Here is a 19,393-nt window from a genome sequence, read left to right as displayed (position 1 = left end):
CTGTTTGCAAGTTCTTCATCTAGTTTCTGAGAAGAGGATTTGAAAATATAAGTTTTAGTATGAAATGGTATGGCTATATAAGTTAATTTAGGAGGTAATTCATATGGAGATGAATATTTGTCAAAGTTGCGCGATGCCGTTAGAAAAAGAAACCTTATTAGGTACTAATAAGGATGGAAGCAAAAATGAAGAGTACTGTATCTATTGCTATGAGAATGGTGAGTTTAAACAAGATATGGAGATGAATGATATGGCAGATTTATGTGTTAAGTTTATGAAAGAGGAAGGTATGGAGGAAAGTAAGGCTAGAGATATAATGAATAGTACTTTACCTACATTGAAAAGATGGAGATAGAAATATAACTTAATTTAAAGAAATGTTTTAAAGACACCAGGTTGATATTAAGTATCTGGTCATTCAACCTTTAACTAGCTTACGTAAAACATCCACTAAAGCAACCTTCTTTAGTGGATGTTTTTGCTATATAATAGATTAAATAAAGTTACGTATCTACATTCATAGAAGGTTTAAATACCAATTTAGATTTTAGACAGAGTATATATTTCTAGTTGTTCATTTAATTATTCCTAAATAGGAAGTAAACTATGGTTGGTTAAATCAATATCATTGATGTATAATAATTATTAGGAATGATAGTGAGGTGAATTACCTTGGCATATACAGCTTTATACAGAGAATGGAGACCTAAGAAATTCGAAGATGTTGTAGGTCAGGAACATGTGACAGTAACTTTAAGAAATCAAATAATAAATAATAGAATAGCTCATGCATATCTTTTTTGTGGAACCAGAGGTACGGGGAAGACTTCAAGTGCAAAGGTTTTTGCGAAGGCTTTAAATTGCCTTAACTTACATGATGGAGAACCTTGTAATGAATGTGAGATGTGCAATAAAATAAATAGTGGTCTTGCTATAGATATAACAGAGTTAGATGCTGCATCTAACAATGGTGTAGATAAGATAAGAGACATAATAGATGATGTTCAGTATCCTCCTCAGGAAGCTAGATTTAAAGTTTATATAATGGATGAGGTGCATATGCTATCTCAGGGGGCTGTAAACGCATTTCTTAAAACCCTTGAGGAACCGCCTAAAAATGTAATCTTTATTTTGGCTACAACAGACCCTCAAAAGCTTCCTATAACAATACTATCAAGGTGTCAGAGATTTGATTTTAAAAGAATAAGTAAAGAAGATATATCAGGGCAACTTAGAAAGATAGTAAAGGAACAAGGAGTTTACGCTGATGATAAGAGCTTGGAGCTTATATCAAGAGTATCTGATGGAGCACTTAGAGACTCTCTAAGTATACTAGATCAAGCAATTTCTATGGGAAATGGTAAGATAGAGTATGACGGCCTTGTGTCTATGCTAGGATTGGTTACAAATGAGTACCTATTTAATATAACAGATGCTATTATTGAGAGAAATATTGAGAAGACTATGAACATAATAGAGGAAATAGTTTTTTTAGGTAAGGATATACATCTATTCATAAAGGATCTTATAGCTCATTATAGAAACTTACTTATGGTTAAAGTTACCAATACCCCAGAAGAAGTCTTAGACATGTCTGTGGAAAATATAAACTTCTTAAAGCAGCAGGCTACAAGGCTTAGAGTGGAAGAGGTTATGAGGGCTATAAGAATACTTCAGGAAGCAGAAGAAAGTTCAAAGTTAAGTAAGCAGGCAAGAATATATTTAGAACTTGCTTCAATAAAGCTTTGCAAGATAGAGTATGATACTTCAAAAGAAGTCCTTTTAAATAGAATAAATAAACTAGAGGAACTTATAAAGAGTGGGAAAATAAAAGTTTCTGCTGCTAGCTCTACTAGTGAAAGCACCAAATCCAATGCAGCTTCAGTAAGTGGGAAGGCATCTCAAACAAAAGTTGTAGCAGAAAGTTCAAACTTAGATTTATCAGATTCTAATCATAATACTCATTCGACTATCACTATAGATGATGTTAAGAGAGCCTGGAAGGATATAATGGAAGGCTTTAAAGCAAGAAGAGCTATGGTGGTATACGCTTCATTAATAACAGGAAAGCCTTCTAGCGTAGAAGAGGGAGTTGTAACTATAGAGTATGAAGAACAGTACTCTTTTAATAAGATAAGGTTAGAAAAGATAGAAGTAAGTAAAACTGTAGATGAGGTATTCTCAGAGATTCTAAGAGATAAGGTAAAGGTTAGATATAAGATAAATAAAGGTGATGAAGAAGAATCTAAAGCCACAGAGGAACTTCTTGTTGATATTATAGGTGATGATATTTTACAAGTTTTAGATGAGTAAAGTAAACAAATAGAGAGTTTACACATAATATTAATTATGAGGATATAGTATTGAATAAAAAAATACTATATAATATATACAGACTAAATGTAAGGAGGAATATCAAATGGCAAAGGGTGGATTTCCAGGAGGCTTCGGCGGAGGAAATATGAATAATCTTATGAAGCAAGCTCAAAAGCTTCAAAAAGATATGGAAGATATGCAAAAGGACCTTGAGAACAAAGAATTCGAAGCTTCAGTAGGCGGCGGAGCAGTTGTTGTAAAGGTTAATGGAAAGAAAGAAGTTAAGAGCATAAATATAAAACCAGAAGTTGTTGATCCAGATGATGTTGAAATGCTTGAAGATTTGATATTATCAGCAGTAAATGAAGCTATGAGAAAAGCAGAAGAAGAAACTGCTAGTAAGATGGGTAAACTAACTGGTGGATTGAATATGCCAGGAATGTTTTAATTTATAGGTTTACTGAAAATATAATCATAAAGCTTATTTAGGCATACAAGAACCTCAGTTCTTTGTATGCCTAAAATATTAGAGGAGGAATAAAGATGGATTTTTATCCAGTTGCCATAGAGAAACTCATAGAAGAATTTGCAAAGTTGCCAAGTATAGGACATAAAACTGCGCAAAGGTTAACACTACATATACTTAATCTACCTAAGGATGAAGTTGAAGAATTTGCTAAGGCGCTTGTAAAAGCAAGAGGAACTATAAAGTACTGTTCTGTTTGTGGAAACTATACAGATAAAGATCCTTGCGCAATATGTTCAAATCCTAATAGAGAGAAAAATACTATTTGTGTAGTTGAACAACCAAAGGACATAATGACTATGGAAAAAGTTAAGGAGTTTAATGGAGTATATCATGTTCTTCATGGGAATATATCTCCTATGCAAGGAAGAGGGCCTCAAGATATCAAGATAAGAGAACTAGTATCTAGGATGACTGGTGAGATAAAGGAAGTTATAGTTGCAACCAATCCTACTATAGAAGGTGAGGCTACAGCTATGTATATATCCAAAATACTTAAACCATTAGATGTTAAGGTTACAAGAATAGCAGCAGGAATTCCAGTGGGTGGAGATCTTGAATATGCTGATGAAGTAACTCTTTCTAAAGCTTTGGAAGGTAGAAAAGAAATTTAATATTTTTTAACTTTATTAATATAAAAAAGAATAACAATATGAATATATAATCCATAATATGTAAATAATAGAAGTATTAGAAATTAATAAGCATATTTGGAGGAGTATATGAATAAAAATTTTATATTAGAATATGTTAGAAATAAGATCGACTCTTCAAAAGAAAAAAACGAGCTACTGCGTCAAATAGAGAATGCTAGGTTAGAATTAGAGTGGGCTTGGGAAGTTTTTGACTATGTAAATGATCCTAAACTTATAGAGGTTGCTATTTTTTCAGAGCAGGCAGCTAGAACAAAGTATGAATTTCTCATAAGTGAAGCTAAAAGAATCGGTATAAAAGCAGACAATACTTTAAATTTAAGAATATGTAAATAAAGATAGAATACAGGCTATTTAGTTTGTAGATATCTACATAGATTAAGGGGTTGGGTTAATGGATGCATTAATATTTGGTGCTCTAGGATTAATTTTATTAGTTATTCTAGTAAAGTTTTTTTCATGGCCATTAAAAGTTTTAGCAAAGTTGCTTATTAATGGAGTGTTAGGAGTTATACTTCTCTTAATAACAAATTATATAGGGCAACAATTTTTTCATTTTACCATAGGTATAAATATTATAACCGCACTTATTGCAGGTTTTTTTGGAATACCAGGAGTTATATTTTTGATTGTATTTAAATTGTTTCTTTAGAAAAAAGACAGGTTCACTGGATGTGACCTGTCTTTTTACTTATATTAAGCTGAAGATTCATGAAAAAACCACTAACGAAACTAGCATTAGTGGTTTTTCCATATTATTTATTAATAGATGGGAGCGGTAATTTCAATATTATAATTATGAGAATGTGAATGTATTAAAATCTATTCCAATTCATAAAATATGATATATAGCATTTGAAACAATCTTCTTTATAGAATCATTGTATGTACTAATGATAAAAGTGTTACAGAAATAAATAATAATTTTGTAAATATTTTTTATGTAAAAGTATGGTATAAATGTAATTATATAAAAATAAGTTTTATAATTACTAAAAATATAGTAGCAATATCTATTGCCTTAAGGAGGGAGTTATAACGTCTACTTTAAAGAAGTTATTCAAAGAAGAATGGAAAAGAATAAGTATTGTATCAGGCCTCATTTTTGTATCTTTATTCTTTTTAACTAATACACTTGAGATGATATCCTATGTTAGAAAGCCACCACAACCGATAGACTGGTATACAGGTGACCAATTAATAAATAAGTTTCTATCACTAGGAGTATTGAAAACTTTAATTTTTTATTTAATAAGTGGTACTGTTGTATGTGTATATATAAGAAATAAAGAAACTTATTTCTCTATAAAAGAAAAAAAAGAAAAGAAGCTTATGTATATTAAAATTTATATGTATTTAACAACAACAAGTCTGTTAGCAAATTTATTGCTTTTTATAATAAAAGCATCATTATTCATAAAAGGTAGTAAGCTATTTTCATTCTATGGAAAATTATCAATAGGACAAGTTGTTTTATTCTTCTTTACTTGTTTTTTTATCACTTTAATGATTAATGCACTTGTATTGCTTAATAGTATGTTATTTAAGGAAGGGGTGCTAGCTCTTTTAAGTCCACTCTTTACTGTGGAAATAATAATAGCGGTTTTTGGAATAACTACAATGTTTGTAAGTGAACAAACAGGCTGGTTTGGAAATATATTAGCACTAATAAACTCAGGTAATATTGATAATATTATATATAGTTATATTTATGGATATAGATTTGAGAACTCAGATATAAGGACTCAGGTAATCTATATACTAGTTATAACGTTTATGACTGTTTTATTTACAGCATTATCATATTTATCATACATGCACATAGATGGAAAGAAGAGTAAGAAGTTATACTATTATGAGGGGATAAGAGTGGTGTGGTATATAGTTATGGGAACTATAATCTGCTACTTAGTAACCTTTACTTCCTCGGGGATAGTGGCGCTATTTAAGAAGGATGTAACAATAGAACAAGGTAAGTATATGTTTAACATTGCTTTTTTAATATCTACACCAATATTCATATTGTTGGAGTATATCTTATATAGAGTTACTGGTAGAGAAAGAAAAGTAGTTATAGAAGATAATGAGGATGTTACGGTATAAAATGAACTCATTAGATTAGAGTTAAGCCATATACTAGCTATTTAGTAAGGTTAAGTCTTTGAGGTGTTGGACCTAGTAAAGATATAAATTAATAATTGTAATAGTAGAAAGTTAGTTAGAGACTTATTTTGGCTCTAGCTAACTTTTGTTTTTTACTTTCTATATCAGTATAAATCTTTTTGTTAGATAGTTATAGCAATATTAAAGTGTTAGAACAGCTTGTTAGGTTAAGCAGTAAGAAAATGAAACTTATTGGTCGGCCAGGTGTTTCTCGTGTAGATTCGTAACTAATATATAGGAATCTTAAGAAAAAATTAAGATAATATTAATTTAATAGTTAGAAGTTTCTGGTAGCATTGAAATAGTAAGGGAGGTTGTTCTATGAATGTATTAGAAGTAAAAGGTGTAAAAAAGAAATTAGGAAAGAAACAAATAATAAAAGGTGTTTCCTTTGAAGTTGAAGAAGGAGAGATATTTGGATTTCTAGGTCCTAATGGAGCAGGTAAAACTACAACCATAAGAATGTTAGTTGGGCTTATAAAGCCTGATGAGGGAATTATAAAAATTGCTGGACATGATATACAAAAAGATAGAGAAAATGCATTGGCCAATCTAGGAGCAGTTGTTGAAAATCCAGAGTTATACGGTTATCTTTCTGGAAGAGAGAATTTGATGCAGATAGCTAGAGTAAGAAAACTTAAAAAGCAAAATGTTGATGAAGTAATTGAGCTTATAGGTTTACATGATAGGATTGATGATAAAGTTAAAAAGTATTCCTTAGGTATGAAGCAAAGGCTGGGGCTTGGGGCAGCACTTTTGGGAGAACCTAAATTAATGATACTAGATGAACCTACAAATGGGCTTGATCCATCAGGAATATTAGATTTTAGAGAAATAGTAAAAAAAGCAGCAAAAGAGAGAGGAATGTCGGTGTTTGTATCTTCTCATATACTTAGTGAAGTACAGCATTTGTGTGATAGAGTTGCCTTTATTAATGGTGGAGAAATCAAATCTGTTGAAAGTGTAAGCGAAGACGGAATGGCTACAGAGAAAGAGACTATGGTAGTGGCTACAACAGAGGACAACAAAGCCTTAGATGTTGTTAAAAGCTTTGATTTTGTTCATACTGCCAATATTAATGATGGACAAATTATAGTTTCTATAAAGAGTGGCTATTCTCCAAAGCTTGTAGAAGAACTTGTAAAAAGCAATGTAGGTATTGTGGAAGTTTACAAACGTCATAAAGGCCTTGAGCAGAGATATATGGAGCTTGTTGAAGGAGGAGTAAGATAAGATGATATTTACCTTAACAAAAAATGAATTGAAGAAAATATTTAAGAGGCCAAAGACATATGTGGTTTCAATACTATTTGTTGCTCTTGTAGTATTGCTTTATGTAGGCGTTTATATGGATGAGAGAAGTCTTAGTAAGATCAACTCTCCTCAAGGAAAACTAGAGCAGTTTAAAAGCGAATTAAAGTCTAAGGATCAAGATATAAAGGTAATGGAGAGTAGTAGCAAGAGCTCAGAGGAGTCAGTACAGGCTTCAATTAAAGCTACAAAGGAACAAAGAGACAATATTCAAAAGTCTATAGATAAGCTTGAGGAACAAATAAAGTCAGGCAAAACAGAAGATGATTGGAAGACACAAGTAGATGATGAGATTGCAGAATTAAAAAGTAGAAAGGCTGATGAAACTATTCCTGAAAGGTATAAAGCTGGAATAGACAATGAAATAGCTCAAAAAAGTTACTATAAGGATAATAATTTAAAGCCAATCGATGATTGGAAGGTTACTGGGTTCAACTATCTAAGTAGGGTATTACAAATACTAGGTACAATATTTTTAGGTGTTGGAATATCTGTATTTATGAGTGATATAGTTTCAGGAGAATGTACTCCTGCAACATTAAAGTTCTTACTTATTCAACCTGTTTCTAGAGGAAAGGTATTATTATCTAAGTTTATAGCTATAGTGATAAGTTGTTCAGCTTTGATACTATCAATAGAGGCTGTTGCCTTTGTGTTAGTTGGATTGTTTAAAGGCTTTGGATATGCATCAGTTCCAACTATTATTGGAACAAGGTATCAGTTTGATATGAGTAAGGTGCAGGATGGTGCTCACCAACTTATACCGATTGCAGGTACGGGCAAAGTTATACCACTTTGGGACTTTACTTTAAGAACTATTCTTTTACAGGTATTATTTATATTGGTATGTTGTAGTTTTGTATTCCTTATATCTTCTTTGGTAAAGAGTAGTATGATATCTATGGCTATAACAGCTATATTAACAATACTTATACCAATATTGAGCGAAGCTATCAATCCAATCAAAAAGATTTCACACTTTTTATTCTTAACTTATGGTAATACTGGAAGTGTATTAAGTGGAAATATAGCTGTTCAATATTCTAATCCTAATCTCAATATTACCTGGGCAATTGCTGTAATGCTTATATCATCAGTTGTATTTTATGTTATTTCTCACTTGGTGTTTACTAAGAGAGATATACTAATATAATTAATAACTTATGATTAGATAAGTTTATTTGATATAGTGACTATTAATATAGATGTAGCTTTTAGTAATAAAAGTATGTTTAGATATAGGAACACTTTATAGGGTTGCAACTTCAACTATTAAGTTTTCGTAAAGGATGCCTATAGTTAAATTACTGAATAATCAAAGATATATAAACTGCTTCTTTATACTATAGAAGCAGTTTATTTTAACATTAAATATATTTTATTTATATATGACTAATAAATTTTAAAGTGGTATAATATGCTATATAAAAATTAGTATGGAGGGTTATTATGCCGATAGGAACAAAGTTTAATTGTAGTTATTGTCCTGATTTTAAGAATAATAGCTGCGATGGAGAAGAAAAAAATTGCTTATGTAGAGAATGTCCTAGGAATTTAGGGCAATGCATATGCGTAAAATATTGCAGAGAGACAGAATCCATATTGATTTTTGAAGAGGATGTTACGCAAATAAAAGCTGAGGATCCAAGACGGATGTATGAGGATTAAAATTTAAATATATAAAAGGGGGCATATTATTGTGAGTTTACAAGAAAAGCTTAAAGAAGTGAGAGAGTATATAAAAACTATGGAACTTTTACAGCAAGCTACAGGCATAGTTTACTGGGACATGAGGGTTGGAATGCCTAAAAAGGCTGTAGAGCAAAGAGCCGAGGTTGTAGGCTATCTTTCTGGAGAAGGTTATAAGTTCACAACATCAGAAAAAGTTAAGGGGTTTATAGAATTTTTTGAACCTCATCTAGATGAGTTAAGTGTAATTGATAAAGCGATGATAGAAGAACTTAAGAGAGGCTATGAAGAGATAAAGAAGATTCCTGAAGACAGATATAAGGAGTATGTTATATTAAGTTCAAAATCAGAGGCAGCTTGGGAAGAGGCTAAAGAAAAAAATGACTTTTCTATATTTAAACCATATCTTGAAAAGGTTATTGAGTTTCAGAAGGAGTTTTTAGAGTATACAGGATATACAGGAACTAAATACGACAGCTTACTTGATAAGTATGAAAGAGGAATAACTGTAGCCAAACTAGATGAGGTTTTCGGTGAATTAAGAGATGCAATTGTTGAACTACTAAATAAGATAAAAAGCAGCAAAACAAAAATTGATGATTCTTTCTTTAAAAAGAGCTTTACTAAGGAAGAGCAAGAAGAGTTTAGCATATTTGTCTTAAAGAAGATGGGCTATGACTTTGAAGCTGGAAAAGTTGATGAGAGTGTACATCCTTTTACTATAAACTTTGGAAATAAGGATGTAAGAATAACAACTCATTATTATGAAAATGAGTTTAGAAGTGCATTATTTAGCTGTATTCATGAAGGTGGTCACGCTATATATGAGCAAGATATTCCTGATGACCTTATAGGTACTGGCTTAGGAACAGGGGTTTCAATGGGCATACATGAATCCCAGTCAAGATTTTATGAAAACATATTAGGAAGAAGCAAAGCTTTTTGGAAGTATTTCTTTCCTGAAGCAAAGAGTAGATTTTCTCAATTAAAGGATGTAACTTTCGAGGAGTTTTATAAAGCTATAAATATAGTAGAACCATCACTTATAAGAACAGAAGCGGACGAATTAACATACAGCCTTCACGTTATTATAAGATATGAAATTGAAAAGCTAATATTTAATGGTGAAGTAGAAGTAGCAGACTTACCAAGGATATGGAATGAAAAATATAAGGAATACTTAGGTGTTGAACCTTCAAATGACTCAGAAGGAATACTGCAAGATATGCATTGGTCAGATGGGTCCTTTGGATACTTCCCAAGCTATGCTTTAGGAAATCTTTATGGGGCTCAAATGTTAGAAAAAATGATTAAAGACAATCCGAAGGTTTTTGATGAAGTAGAAAATGGAGATCTTGATACTGTACATCAATGGCTTAAGGAAAATGTTCATAAGCATGGAGCTGTTTATAAACCTGCAGATCTTATAAAGCTAATAACAGGTGAAGAGTTAAATGCTAAGTATTTTATAAAATATCTAAATGACAAATATGAAGAGATTTATGATCTGAAGTAGTAAAGCTTTAGTGGCAGCCTTAAAAATAAGGCTGCTTTTTTACTTTTAGGATTAATATAAAACTCACTGAAGAAGCTTTAGTGGATTTTTATTATTTAATAAAATAGTTTAATACTATTTAAACAATAGAGACTTTGATATATATAGTAAAATAGTACAAAAGAAAGCATAAAATAGATGATTCCTAATATTGACAGATTTTATGTTGAAATTGTATATTCAATAATAGGACGCAATAGATCATACATATTAATTCAATATCTAAAGGGGGATTTATATGTGGAAATTACTAGTTGCTGATGATGAGCCTAAGATTAGAAGAGGAATAGTAGGTTTATTTGATTGGAGTAGTCTGAATATACAAGTTATAGGTCAGGCAGAAGATGGAGAAGTAGCGCTGAAGATAATTGAGGAAGAAAGGCCGGATATAATCTTACTGGATATATGTATGCCCTTTCTAAGCGGATTAGATCTTGTAGAAAAGATTCGTTCCAGATTAAGTACATCAATAATTATAATTATAAGTGGATACGATGAGTTTGCTTATGCGCAAAAGGCTCTCAAGCTGAAGGTTTTTGACTATATTCTCAAACCTATAGATAGTGATATGTTAGGGAATGTTATTGATAAAGCTATAAAGGAGCTTAATAAAATTAAGGAAGAAAGAAGTTATTTAGATTGGTCAAATAAACAGATAGAAGATAACTCAGAGGCACTAAAGCAATCTTTCTTAAGTAATTGGGTGAATGGAAGACTTAATTATGAACAGCTATTAGATGAGTTGAACTTTTTTGATATAAAATTTAATAATAACTTAGGTATAATGGTGTTAACTGTAGTTGAAAGACTTAGTTTAGTTGTTTCAGGTAATAACTGGCAGAAGAAAACTTTAAATTTTGCAATAACTAATATAGTCTCAGAAGTATTAAGTAATTGGACTACCGTACTTGCTTTCGTTGATGATGAAGATAATATAGTAATAATAATGGATACAGAAAATAACTTGGAGTGGTTTGGATTATGCTCATTAATAGAAGAAAAGATATATAATTATCTGCATTATACAGTGATAGTAGAGCAAAAGAGAGTTAATAACATACTAAGTATTACAGAATCCTATAAGGCTATAATAGAGGGCATAGCTAGAAAGGTAAAATATAAACCAGTAGTGCTTTTAGCAATAAGATATATAAATAAAAATTACTTTGTAAACGATTTGAATCTTGAAAAGGTTGCAGAGGAGTTTGAGGTTAACCCGTCATACCTTAGTAAATTGCTTAAGCAGCAGACTGGTATGTCATTCATTGATTATGTAACTAATATAAGAATAAACAAAGCTATGTGTATAATGGAAGATCCTTCGGTGAAAATTTATGAAGTTGCAGAGCTAGTAGGATATAGTAACCAACATTATTTTTGTAAGGCTTTTAAGAAGGTTACAGGATTTTCACCAAGTGAGTACAGAGGTGGTGTAATTAGTAGTTGATTAGAAAGACCAGGTATATAATTTTTATTTTTTTAGCGCTTATAGCAATTATAGTAATACTCTGTTTTGTAAGATTAAGCCCTAATAAGGATCCCAACGAAGTTCAATATGTTATAGGTATGTCTCAGGCAAATTTAACTGAGCCTTGGAGAATATCAATGAATCAAGATATAGTAAACGAAGCTAAAAAGCATAAGAATATCAATGTAGTATATAGGGATGCAGGAGGAGACACTGAAAAGCAAAAGAAAGATATAGATGAACTTTTAGCAAGTGGAGTTGACCTGCTTATAGTCTCTATGAACGATTCAGAAAAACTTACTCCAGAGGTCAGTAAAGCATATAAATCTATTCCTGTAATAGTTTTGGACAGAGCTGTTCAGGGGTATGACTACAGTCTTTATATAGGTCCTGATAACGAGTCTATAGGTAGACAAGTTGGAAAGTACATTGCAGATCTTATTGGTAATGGAAAAGGAAAGATCTTGGAGGTGCAAGGATTATTAAATTCTCATCCTGTAGTAGAGAGAAGCAAAGGACTTCGAGATGTAATTAGTAATTATAGCAACATAGAAATATCCAGGACAATAATAGGAGAGTGGCAGAGGGATGAGTCGGAAGATAAGGTGAAAGAGATCCTTCAGCAGGATAAAGATATTAATATAATTTTTGCACACAATGATTATATGGCCTATGGAGCGTATAAGGCAGTTCATGATTTGGGACTTAATAATATTAAGATAATTGGAATAGATGGTCTTGTAGGAGAAAACGGAGGCTTAGACTTAGTGTCAAAGGGAATGATGCAAGGTACATTTACTTGTCCCACGGGCGGAAAAGAAGCCATTGATTATGCTTTAGACATACTAAATAAGAAGACTGATATACCTAAAAAAATAATACTTAGGAGTGACAAGATAACAGCAAGTAATGTAAATGGATATTTAAATAATAAATTGAAAAAGACTGAAGAACATAAAAAGATTGTTTTAGGTTATGCACAGTTAAAGTCTGAGAGTAAGTGGAGAGAAGTAAATGCAAAATCTATCAAGGATGCAGCAGAGAAGGCTGGGGTTGATTTAGTATTTTTAGAAGAAGGATCAACTCAGGAGGATGAAAAACGTATGATAAGAGAACTTATCAAAAGGAAGGTTGATGTTATTTCTTTTTCTCCTTATGTAAAGTCTGGATGGGATGATGTGCTTAAAGAAGCTAAGGCCGCCAACATACCAGTAATTATAAGTGATAGAAATGTTGATTCAGATGATTCTCTTTGGATTAATAATATAGGTTCAGACTTCTATGAGGAAGGAAGAAGGGCTGCTAGATTATTAGTAGATTTATTTAAGGACAAAAAAAAGGTTAACATCCTTGAGCTTAAAGGAAATGAAGGGGCAGCACCTACTATTGATAGAACAGATGGTTTTGTAGAGATAATAAAAGATTATAACAATTATAATATAATAGATTCTTATTACGGAAATTTTGAATATAATGATGGTAAAAATATAGTGAAAAACTATATTAAGAAAAACCCTAATAAAGTGAATGTGATATATGCTCAAAATGATGATATGGCCCTTGGAGCCATAGATGCAATAAAAGAATTAGGATTGATTCCAGGCAAGGATATAATAGTTGTTGGTACCGATGGAACAAAAGAAGCCCTTGTCGCTATAAAAAATGGTGAGATGTATGGCACTGTTGAATGTAATCCGCTATTAGGAGTTCAGCTAATCAGAACAGCCATACAGGTGGTAGATGGATATGAGGTGCCTTTAAGAATTGTAAACTCAGAGGATATATTCACAAAGGGAGTTACTAATAAGCAGATATTTGAGAGAGAATATTAATATTGTACATTTTTAGATAGAGCTGTTGAAAAATGTACAAAGCTCTTTATAAAAATAGGAGTCATGCATAAAAGGTAGATAAGTATTCTTTTATGCATGACTTTTATTTATGGCTGGGTTAAAAAGTTATATTGAAGTTGAGAGATTAGAAATAAGAGGATTTAGTGATAATACCAAAGGATTAAGGTAGACTATATATTTTATTCAAGGCGTAAGATTTGTTTGAAAAGTGTAAATAATTACTGAATAGTATAAATACAATTATTTACAGAAAATATATAATTATAAATGTAAACGGTATAAAAATGTTAGGGGGAAGTAAATATGAAGATAAAAAAATTGTTTGGTGTCTTGGTAGCTGCAACTTTGGTTGCTGGCATGTTTGTTGGGTGTGGAAGCCAAGGAGGAGACTCAAAAACTACATCTTCAAATTCATCTAGTAAAAAGAAAGTAATAGGATTTGCTCAAGTTGGAGCAGAAAGTGGTTGGAGAACTGCTGAAACTGAATCAATTAAGGAGATACCTAAGCTAGATACGAATTTCGATTTGAAGTTCTCTGATGGACAACAAAAACAGGAAAATCAAATAAAGGCTATAAGATCATTTATAGCTCAAAAGGTAGATATAATAGCGCTTGACCCAGTTGTTGAAACAGGATGGGATACAGTACTTAAGGAAGCTAAGGATGCTAAGATTCCAGTGGTTATAGTAGATAGAAATGCAAAGGTATCAGATGAGTCTCTTATAACAGCGTTCTTAGGATCAGATATGGAAGAGGAAGGTAAGAAGGCAGCTCAGCTTGTAATAGATAAGTTTGGTAAGGATGCATCTCTTAATATAGCAGAACTTCAAGGTACAGTAGGTTCAACAGCTATGATAGGACGTCAAAAAGGTTTTAATGAAACAATAAAGGATTGCCCAAATTATAAGATTATAAAGACACAAACTGGAGATTTTACTCGTGCTAAAGGAAAGGAAGTTATGGAAGCTTTCTTAAAGTCTGATGGAGATAAGATAAATGTTCTTTGGTCACACAATGATGATATGGCTGTAGGTGCTATACAAGCTATAGAAGAATACGGTAAAAAACCAGGACAAGATATATTTATAGTTTCTGTTGATGGTATAAAAGATATGTTCCAGCTTATGGCAGATGGAAAATCAAATGGAATAGTTGAATGTAATCCACTTTTAGGGCCACAGCTTCTAGAAGTTTCAAAGCAGATATTAGACGGAAAGTTAACAGACAAAAACATTAAATCAAAAGAAGGTGTATTCAAGCAAGATCAAGCTAAGGCTGAATTACCTAATAGAAAGTATTAGAATAAGCCTCTGTTAAAGTACTGTGTTGAAATTAAGTGGTCAGTCATCCGATGTCTAGATGATAGATGTATCACTTCGTAATAAAATTTATATTTTTAAATTCTCTCACCAAAACAAGTGAGAGCTTTAAAAATGGTTTAAGGATCGAAGTGATACATCTGTTCAGATGAATAGATAAACTACTTCAATCCTTGAACTCAAAATAAAGCTTTCGATGAATCTGCGAAGTTTTATTTTGACAAATTTCAATATGAAGTAGTTTATCTCTAGCTTGTGCAAAGAATTAATATGATTTTTTCATATTCCATGGCTAAAACTGTAAACTCACTACGTTCGAACATACAGTTTTACTCTTTAATGATCATAACTTTTATAAAATTCTTATATTTTGATTTAAATGAAAATAATATAAAATGTCTTGATTAAAAAGAGTAAAGAGTAAAAAATTATGTCGCCTGCCAGAATTTCTTCACATACGTTCAGAAAAGGCAGATGCGCAAAAAATCACTAATGAAGAACGTATTAGTGATTTTTAAATCCATTCCATCTGAAAAAATCATTTAATTCTAACTGCTCGCTCATATAGCATCTCCTTCATGACCACTTAATTTCAACAATATTATTAAACATAGCCTAGAATAAAGATCTATAAAGTAGGCTGTTAAAGTTAAAGGATTATCTATCTAATACTTTAATGAGCTTATGAAAAGAATAATATGGTTTTCTCTTTAGGTGATTGTAAGGTCAGTATATGATCTTGCAGTCACCTAAAGGATTTCATTTGATAATTGTGGAGTTACGTTTAAATGAATTGGTCATATGTGTAAAAGATAATTGTTATTTTTGAATTAGTACTCTAATTGAAATATTAAAAAGATTGTTGTTGAAAAGGAGGGAATATTAGTGCCCGATAATAATATAGTTTTAGAAATGAAAGGTATTAGTAAGTCATTCCCTGGAGTAAAGGCGCTTTCGAATGTTGATTTTCAACTAAGAAAAGGTGAAATACATACTCTTATGGGACAGAATGGTGCAGGAAAGTCTACTTTAATTAAAGTTCTTACAGGAGTTTATGAAATAGATGAAGGAACCATACTTTTAAGTGGAAAAGAAGTAAAAATTACATCAACACATGATGCTCAAGAAAATGGTATAAGTACTGTCTATCAGGAAGTAAATTTGTGTCCTAATCTAACTGTAGCTGAAAATATATATATTGGCCGTGAGCCTATGAAAAGAGGCCATATTGATTGGAATGTTATGAATAAAAATGCCGAAAAGCTACTAGAGGAGAGGCTTAATCTAAAAATAGACGTAAAAAGATTATTATCAGGGTATTCTGTGGCAATTCAGCAAATGGTAGCAATAGCAAGAGCTGTTGACATATCTAATGGAATACTTATATTGGACGAACCAACTTCTAGCTTGGATAGCAATGAAGTTAAACAATTATTTAAGGTAATGAGAAAGCTTAAAGCTGAAGGAATGTCTATGGTGTTTGTAACTCACTTTATGGATCAAGTTTATGAGATTTCAGATAGAATAACAGTTCTAAGAAATGGAAACTTTATTGGTACTTATGAAGCAGAGAAATTACCACAGATGGACCTCATATCAAAGATGATTGGTAAGAATTATGAAGAAATGCAAAAGGCTAATGATGTTACAAGAAAATATAATATAAAGGACAAAGCAGAAGCTTTGGCCAAGGCTAAAGGCTTTGGAAGAAAAGGAACCATAGAGCCTTTCGATATAGATGTGAGAAAAGGGGAGGTTCTAGGACTTGCAGGACTTCTTGGCTCTGGAAGAACTGAATGCGCAAGACTTTTATTTGGAATTGATAGATCTGATCACGGAACTGTTACCATAAATGGAAAGGAATATTCATATATTTATCCTCAAAAAGCTATAAAAGAGGGCTTAGGCTTTTGTCCTGAGGATAGAAAGATTGAAGGTATAGTGGGACAGTTGACCATAAGAGAAAATATTGTTTTAGCACTTCAATCTAATAAGGGAATTTTTAAGTACATCCCTATGAAAAAGCAACAAGAAATTGCTCAAAAATATATAGAATTATTGAATATAAAAACACCAAGTACAGAGCAAAGAATAGATAACTTGAGTGGTGGAAATCAGCAGAAGGTTATCTTAGGAAGATGGCTTGCCACAAATCCACAGTTGCTGATTTTAGATGAGCCAACAAGAGGTATAGATATTGGAGCTAAGGATGAGATAAAGAGATTAGTGAGAGAGCTTGCAAAGGATGGGATGACTATAATATTTATATCATCAGAGCTTCAGGAGATGGTTAGCTGTTGTGACAGGGTACTTGTTCTCAGAGATAGAAAAATAATAGGTGAGCTAGTAGGAGAAGAGATACAGGAATCAACCATATTACAAACTATAGCAGAAGGAGGGATGTTAGCATGAAAAACAGTGGAACAAAAGGTATACTAAAAAGCTTTTACAGTATGCAGATATTCTGGCCCCTGATATCTTTAATAGCATTGATATTATTAAATTTTATTATAAGACCTGGGTTTGTAAGTGTAACAATTAAAGATGGTCACTTATTTGGAAATCTAATAGATATATTAAACCATGCGGCCCCACTTATATTAATTTCCTTAGGAATGACTATAGTTATTGCAACTCAAGGAATTGATATTTCGGTAGGATCAATAATAGCCATAAGTGCTGCTGTATCTGCTACTGTTATAGTTAGTGGCGGTTCAGTACCGGTAGCCATACTTTCAGGTATGATAGTAGGAATATTATGTGGAGCATGGAATGGGTTGTTAGTTGCTTATATAGGTGTTCAACCTATGGTAGGAACCTTAATTTTATATATTGTTGGAAGAGGTATTGCTCAGCTTATAACTAATGGACAGATTTTAACCTTTACTAACAAGTCTTTCATATTTATAGGTACAGGGTATTGGTTTTTACCAGTAGCTATATTTATAGCTGGAGCCATTACTTTGTTGATGTATTTACTTATAAGAAAGACAGCTTTAGGTTTGTTTATAGAATCTATAGGAGTTAACAGTACCTCCAGTAGATACTCAGGAATAAACTCTAAGAAGGTTATATTTTCTTTATATGTAATATGTGGGTTACTGGCAGGTATAGCAGGTATTATAATATGTTCTAATATAAAAAGTGCAGATGCTAATAATGCTGGATTGTGGCTAGAGTTAGATGCTATATTGGCTACTGTAATAGGTGGTACTTCAATGGCCGGAGGTAGATTTTATCTAGGTGGAACAGTTATAGGAGCACTGTTCATACAAACACTTACCACAACTATATATAGCATGGGAGTGCCTCCAGAAATAACTTTGGTAGTTAAAGCTTTAGTGGTTATCGCGGTATGCATAATACAATCTCCAGAGTTTAGAAAAATGTTGAAGTCCAAGTCTTCTACTGGCAAGAAATACGAAACAAAGGAGGTGGCTAGAGTATGAGTAATACTGTAGTAAAAAAGAAGAAGTTTAAGGTTAATTCCTCATATATATCTATTTATGCAACAGTAGCATTGTTTATATTATTATTTGTAATTGGATCTGTGCTATATAATGGATTCTTCTCTGCCCAGGTAATCTCAAACCTGTTTATAGATAATGCATATCTTATTGTGGTAGCCATAGGAGAAACTCTGGTTATACTAACTGGAGGAATAGATCTTTCTGTAGGAGCTATGATAGCTTTTGTAAGTATGATTACTGCCAGTATGTTAAAACATGGAGTAAATGCTTTTGTAGTAATGGCTTTTGTTTTAATAGTTGGTATAATTTTTGGAACTGTCCAAGGAATACTAGTACAAAAGTTTAAGCTTCATCCATGGATAGTAACCCTGGCAGGTATGTTTTTTGCAAGAGGCGCTAGCTATATAATCAGCATAGACACAATAACTATAGATAATCCAACTTTTACAGCAATATCAGGATTTAGAATACCTATTTTTCCGGGGGCGTTTGTATCTATTAATGTTATAGTAAGCCTTGTAGTAGTAGCTATATCGGTATACTTGTTAAAATACACAAAGTTTGGTAGAAGGGTGTATGCTATTGGAGGTAATGAGAATTCGGCAATGCTTATGGGTTTGAATGCTGGAAGAACTAAGATTTTGGTTTATACACTGTCTGGTTTTTGTTCAGCCTTAGGAGGACTATTATTTACAATATACACTTTATCAGGTTATGGACTTCATTGTAATGGTATGGAAATGGATGCTATAGCTGCTTGTGTAATAGGAGGAATACTATTAACCGGTGGTGTTGGATACCCAATAGGACCTGTATTCGGAGTTTTGACAACAGGTATTATTCAAAGTCTTATAATGTTTGATGGAACTCTAAATTCTTGGTGGACTAAGATTGCAGTCGGTATGTTGCTATTTATATTTATTGTGCTTCAGAGAGTTATAGTGATAAGAGAAGAAAAGAAAAAGACTGTAGTAACTTAGTATAATAACATAAATTTTAAATATTAAAACAAAAGGTGATCATTTAACTTGGTCACCTTTTTAATCCATATTGACAAAAATAAGGTAAG

The 19,393-nt window shown here is 31.9% G+C and carries 17 protein-coding genes; all 17 read left to right on the top strand.

Annotated elements, in window-relative coordinates; genetic code table 11:
* The first annotated feature begins 103 nt into the window (after window positions 1-103).
* The 17 genes from C1I91_RS00425 to yjfF all read left to right on the top strand — a co-directional run bounded on the left by C1I91_RS00425 (window position 104) and on the right by yjfF (window position 19,304).
* Window positions 104-355: a zinc ribbon domain-containing protein gene (locus C1I91_RS00425; protein ID WP_128210727.1), complete on the top strand. Its 252-nt coding sequence runs from the start codon at window positions 104-106 to the stop codon at window positions 353-355.
* Between the two features lie 317 nt (window positions 356-672).
* A complete protein-coding gene (gene dnaX, locus C1I91_RS00420) occupies window positions 673-2,313 on the top strand; it encodes a DNA polymerase III subunit gamma/tau (protein WP_128210726.1) in 1,641 nt (546 codons plus the stop codon).
* Window positions 2,314-2,419: 106 nt separating this feature from the next.
* Window positions 2,420-2,764, top strand: a complete 345-nt coding sequence (locus C1I91_RS00415) for a YbaB/EbfC family nucleoid-associated protein (RefSeq protein WP_128210725.1) — start codon at window positions 2,420-2,422, stop codon at window positions 2,762-2,764.
* 95 nt (window positions 2,765-2,859) lie between these two features.
* Window positions 2,860-3,456: a recombination mediator RecR gene (gene recR, locus C1I91_RS00410; RefSeq protein WP_128210724.1), complete on the top strand. Its 597-nt coding sequence runs from the start codon at window positions 2,860-2,862 to the stop codon at window positions 3,454-3,456.
* Window positions 3,457-3,564: 108 nt separating this feature from the next.
* Window positions 3,565-3,831 carry a DUF2508 family protein gene (locus tag C1I91_RS00405; protein ID WP_128210723.1) on the top strand — a complete coding sequence of 89 codons (267 nt, stop codon included), beginning with the start codon at window positions 3,565-3,567 and terminating at the stop codon, window positions 3,829-3,831.
* A gap of 58 nt (window positions 3,832-3,889) precedes the next feature.
* Window positions 3,890-4,147, top strand: a complete 258-nt coding sequence (locus C1I91_RS00400) for a pro-sigmaK processing inhibitor BofA family protein (protein ID WP_128210722.1) — start codon at window positions 3,890-3,892, stop codon at window positions 4,145-4,147.
* Between the two features lie 575 nt (window positions 4,148-4,722).
* Window positions 4,723-5,598, top strand: coding sequence for a hypothetical protein (locus C1I91_RS00395; RefSeq protein ID WP_128210721.1), 876 nt, complete (start codon window positions 4,723-4,725; stop codon window positions 5,596-5,598).
* Window positions 5,599-5,979: 381 nt separating this feature from the next.
* Complete coding sequence (locus C1I91_RS00390) at window positions 5,980-6,891, top strand: ABC transporter ATP-binding protein (protein ID WP_128210720.1); 912 nt, start codon at window positions 5,980-5,982, stop codon at window positions 6,889-6,891.
* A gap of 1 nt (window position 6,892) precedes the next feature.
* On the top strand, window positions 6,893-8,122 hold the full coding sequence (locus C1I91_RS00385) for an ABC transporter permease subunit (protein ID WP_128210719.1): 1,230 nt from the start codon (window positions 6,893-6,895) through the stop codon (window positions 8,120-8,122).
* A gap of 296 nt (window positions 8,123-8,418) precedes the next feature.
* Window positions 8,419-8,637: a hypothetical protein gene (locus C1I91_RS00380; RefSeq protein WP_128210718.1), complete on the top strand. Its 219-nt coding sequence runs from the start codon at window positions 8,419-8,421 to the stop codon at window positions 8,635-8,637.
* Window positions 8,638-8,668: 31 nt separating this feature from the next.
* Window positions 8,669-10,174, top strand: a complete 1,506-nt coding sequence (locus C1I91_RS00375) for a carboxypeptidase M32 (RefSeq protein WP_128210717.1) — start codon at window positions 8,669-8,671, stop codon at window positions 10,172-10,174.
* 277 nt (window positions 10,175-10,451) lie between these two features.
* Complete coding sequence (locus C1I91_RS00370; RefSeq protein ID WP_128210716.1) at window positions 10,452-11,660, top strand: response regulator; 1,209 nt, start codon at window positions 10,452-10,454, stop codon at window positions 11,658-11,660.
* Window positions 11,657-13,513 carry a substrate-binding domain-containing protein gene (locus C1I91_RS00365; RefSeq protein ID WP_128210715.1) on the top strand — a complete coding sequence of 619 codons (1,857 nt, stop codon included), beginning with the start codon at window positions 11,657-11,659 and terminating at the stop codon, window positions 13,511-13,513. Before C1I91_RS00370 ends, C1I91_RS00365 begins: the two co-directional genes overlap by 4 nt.
* Before the next feature lie 324 nt (window positions 13,514-13,837).
* On the top strand, window positions 13,838-14,836 hold the full coding sequence (locus tag C1I91_RS00360) for an ABC transporter substrate-binding protein (RefSeq protein ID WP_128210714.1): 999 nt from the start codon (window positions 13,838-13,840) through the stop codon (window positions 14,834-14,836).
* Between the two features lie 930 nt (window positions 14,837-15,766).
* The gene (locus C1I91_RS00355) at window positions 15,767-17,266 is read left to right on the top strand and encodes a sugar ABC transporter ATP-binding protein (RefSeq protein WP_420808459.1); all 1,500 of its coding nucleotides are present in this window, start codon (window positions 15,767-15,769) and stop codon (window positions 17,264-17,266) included.
* On the top strand, window positions 17,263-18,303 hold the full coding sequence (locus C1I91_RS00350) for an ABC transporter permease (RefSeq protein ID WP_128210712.1): 1,041 nt from the start codon (window positions 17,263-17,265) through the stop codon (window positions 18,301-18,303). Before C1I91_RS00355 ends, C1I91_RS00350 begins: the two co-directional genes overlap by 4 nt.
* Window positions 18,300-19,304: a galactofuranose ABC transporter, permease protein YjfF gene (yjfF, locus tag C1I91_RS00345; RefSeq protein ID WP_128210711.1), complete on the top strand. Its 1,005-nt coding sequence runs from the start codon at window positions 18,300-18,302 to the stop codon at window positions 19,302-19,304. The genes C1I91_RS00350 and yjfF overlap by 4 nt, the downstream gene beginning before the upstream one ends.
* The last annotated feature ends 89 nt before the right edge of the window (window positions 19,305-19,393 follow it).

The sequence above is a fragment of the Clostridium manihotivorum genome (assembly GCF_004015185.1).
Taxonomy (GTDB): Bacteria; Bacillota; Clostridia; order Clostridiales; family Clostridiaceae; genus Clostridium_AR; species Clostridium_AR manihotivorum.
The sequence above is the reverse complement of the archived record's forward strand: the minus strand, read 5'-3'. Positions and strand labels throughout refer to the sequence as shown.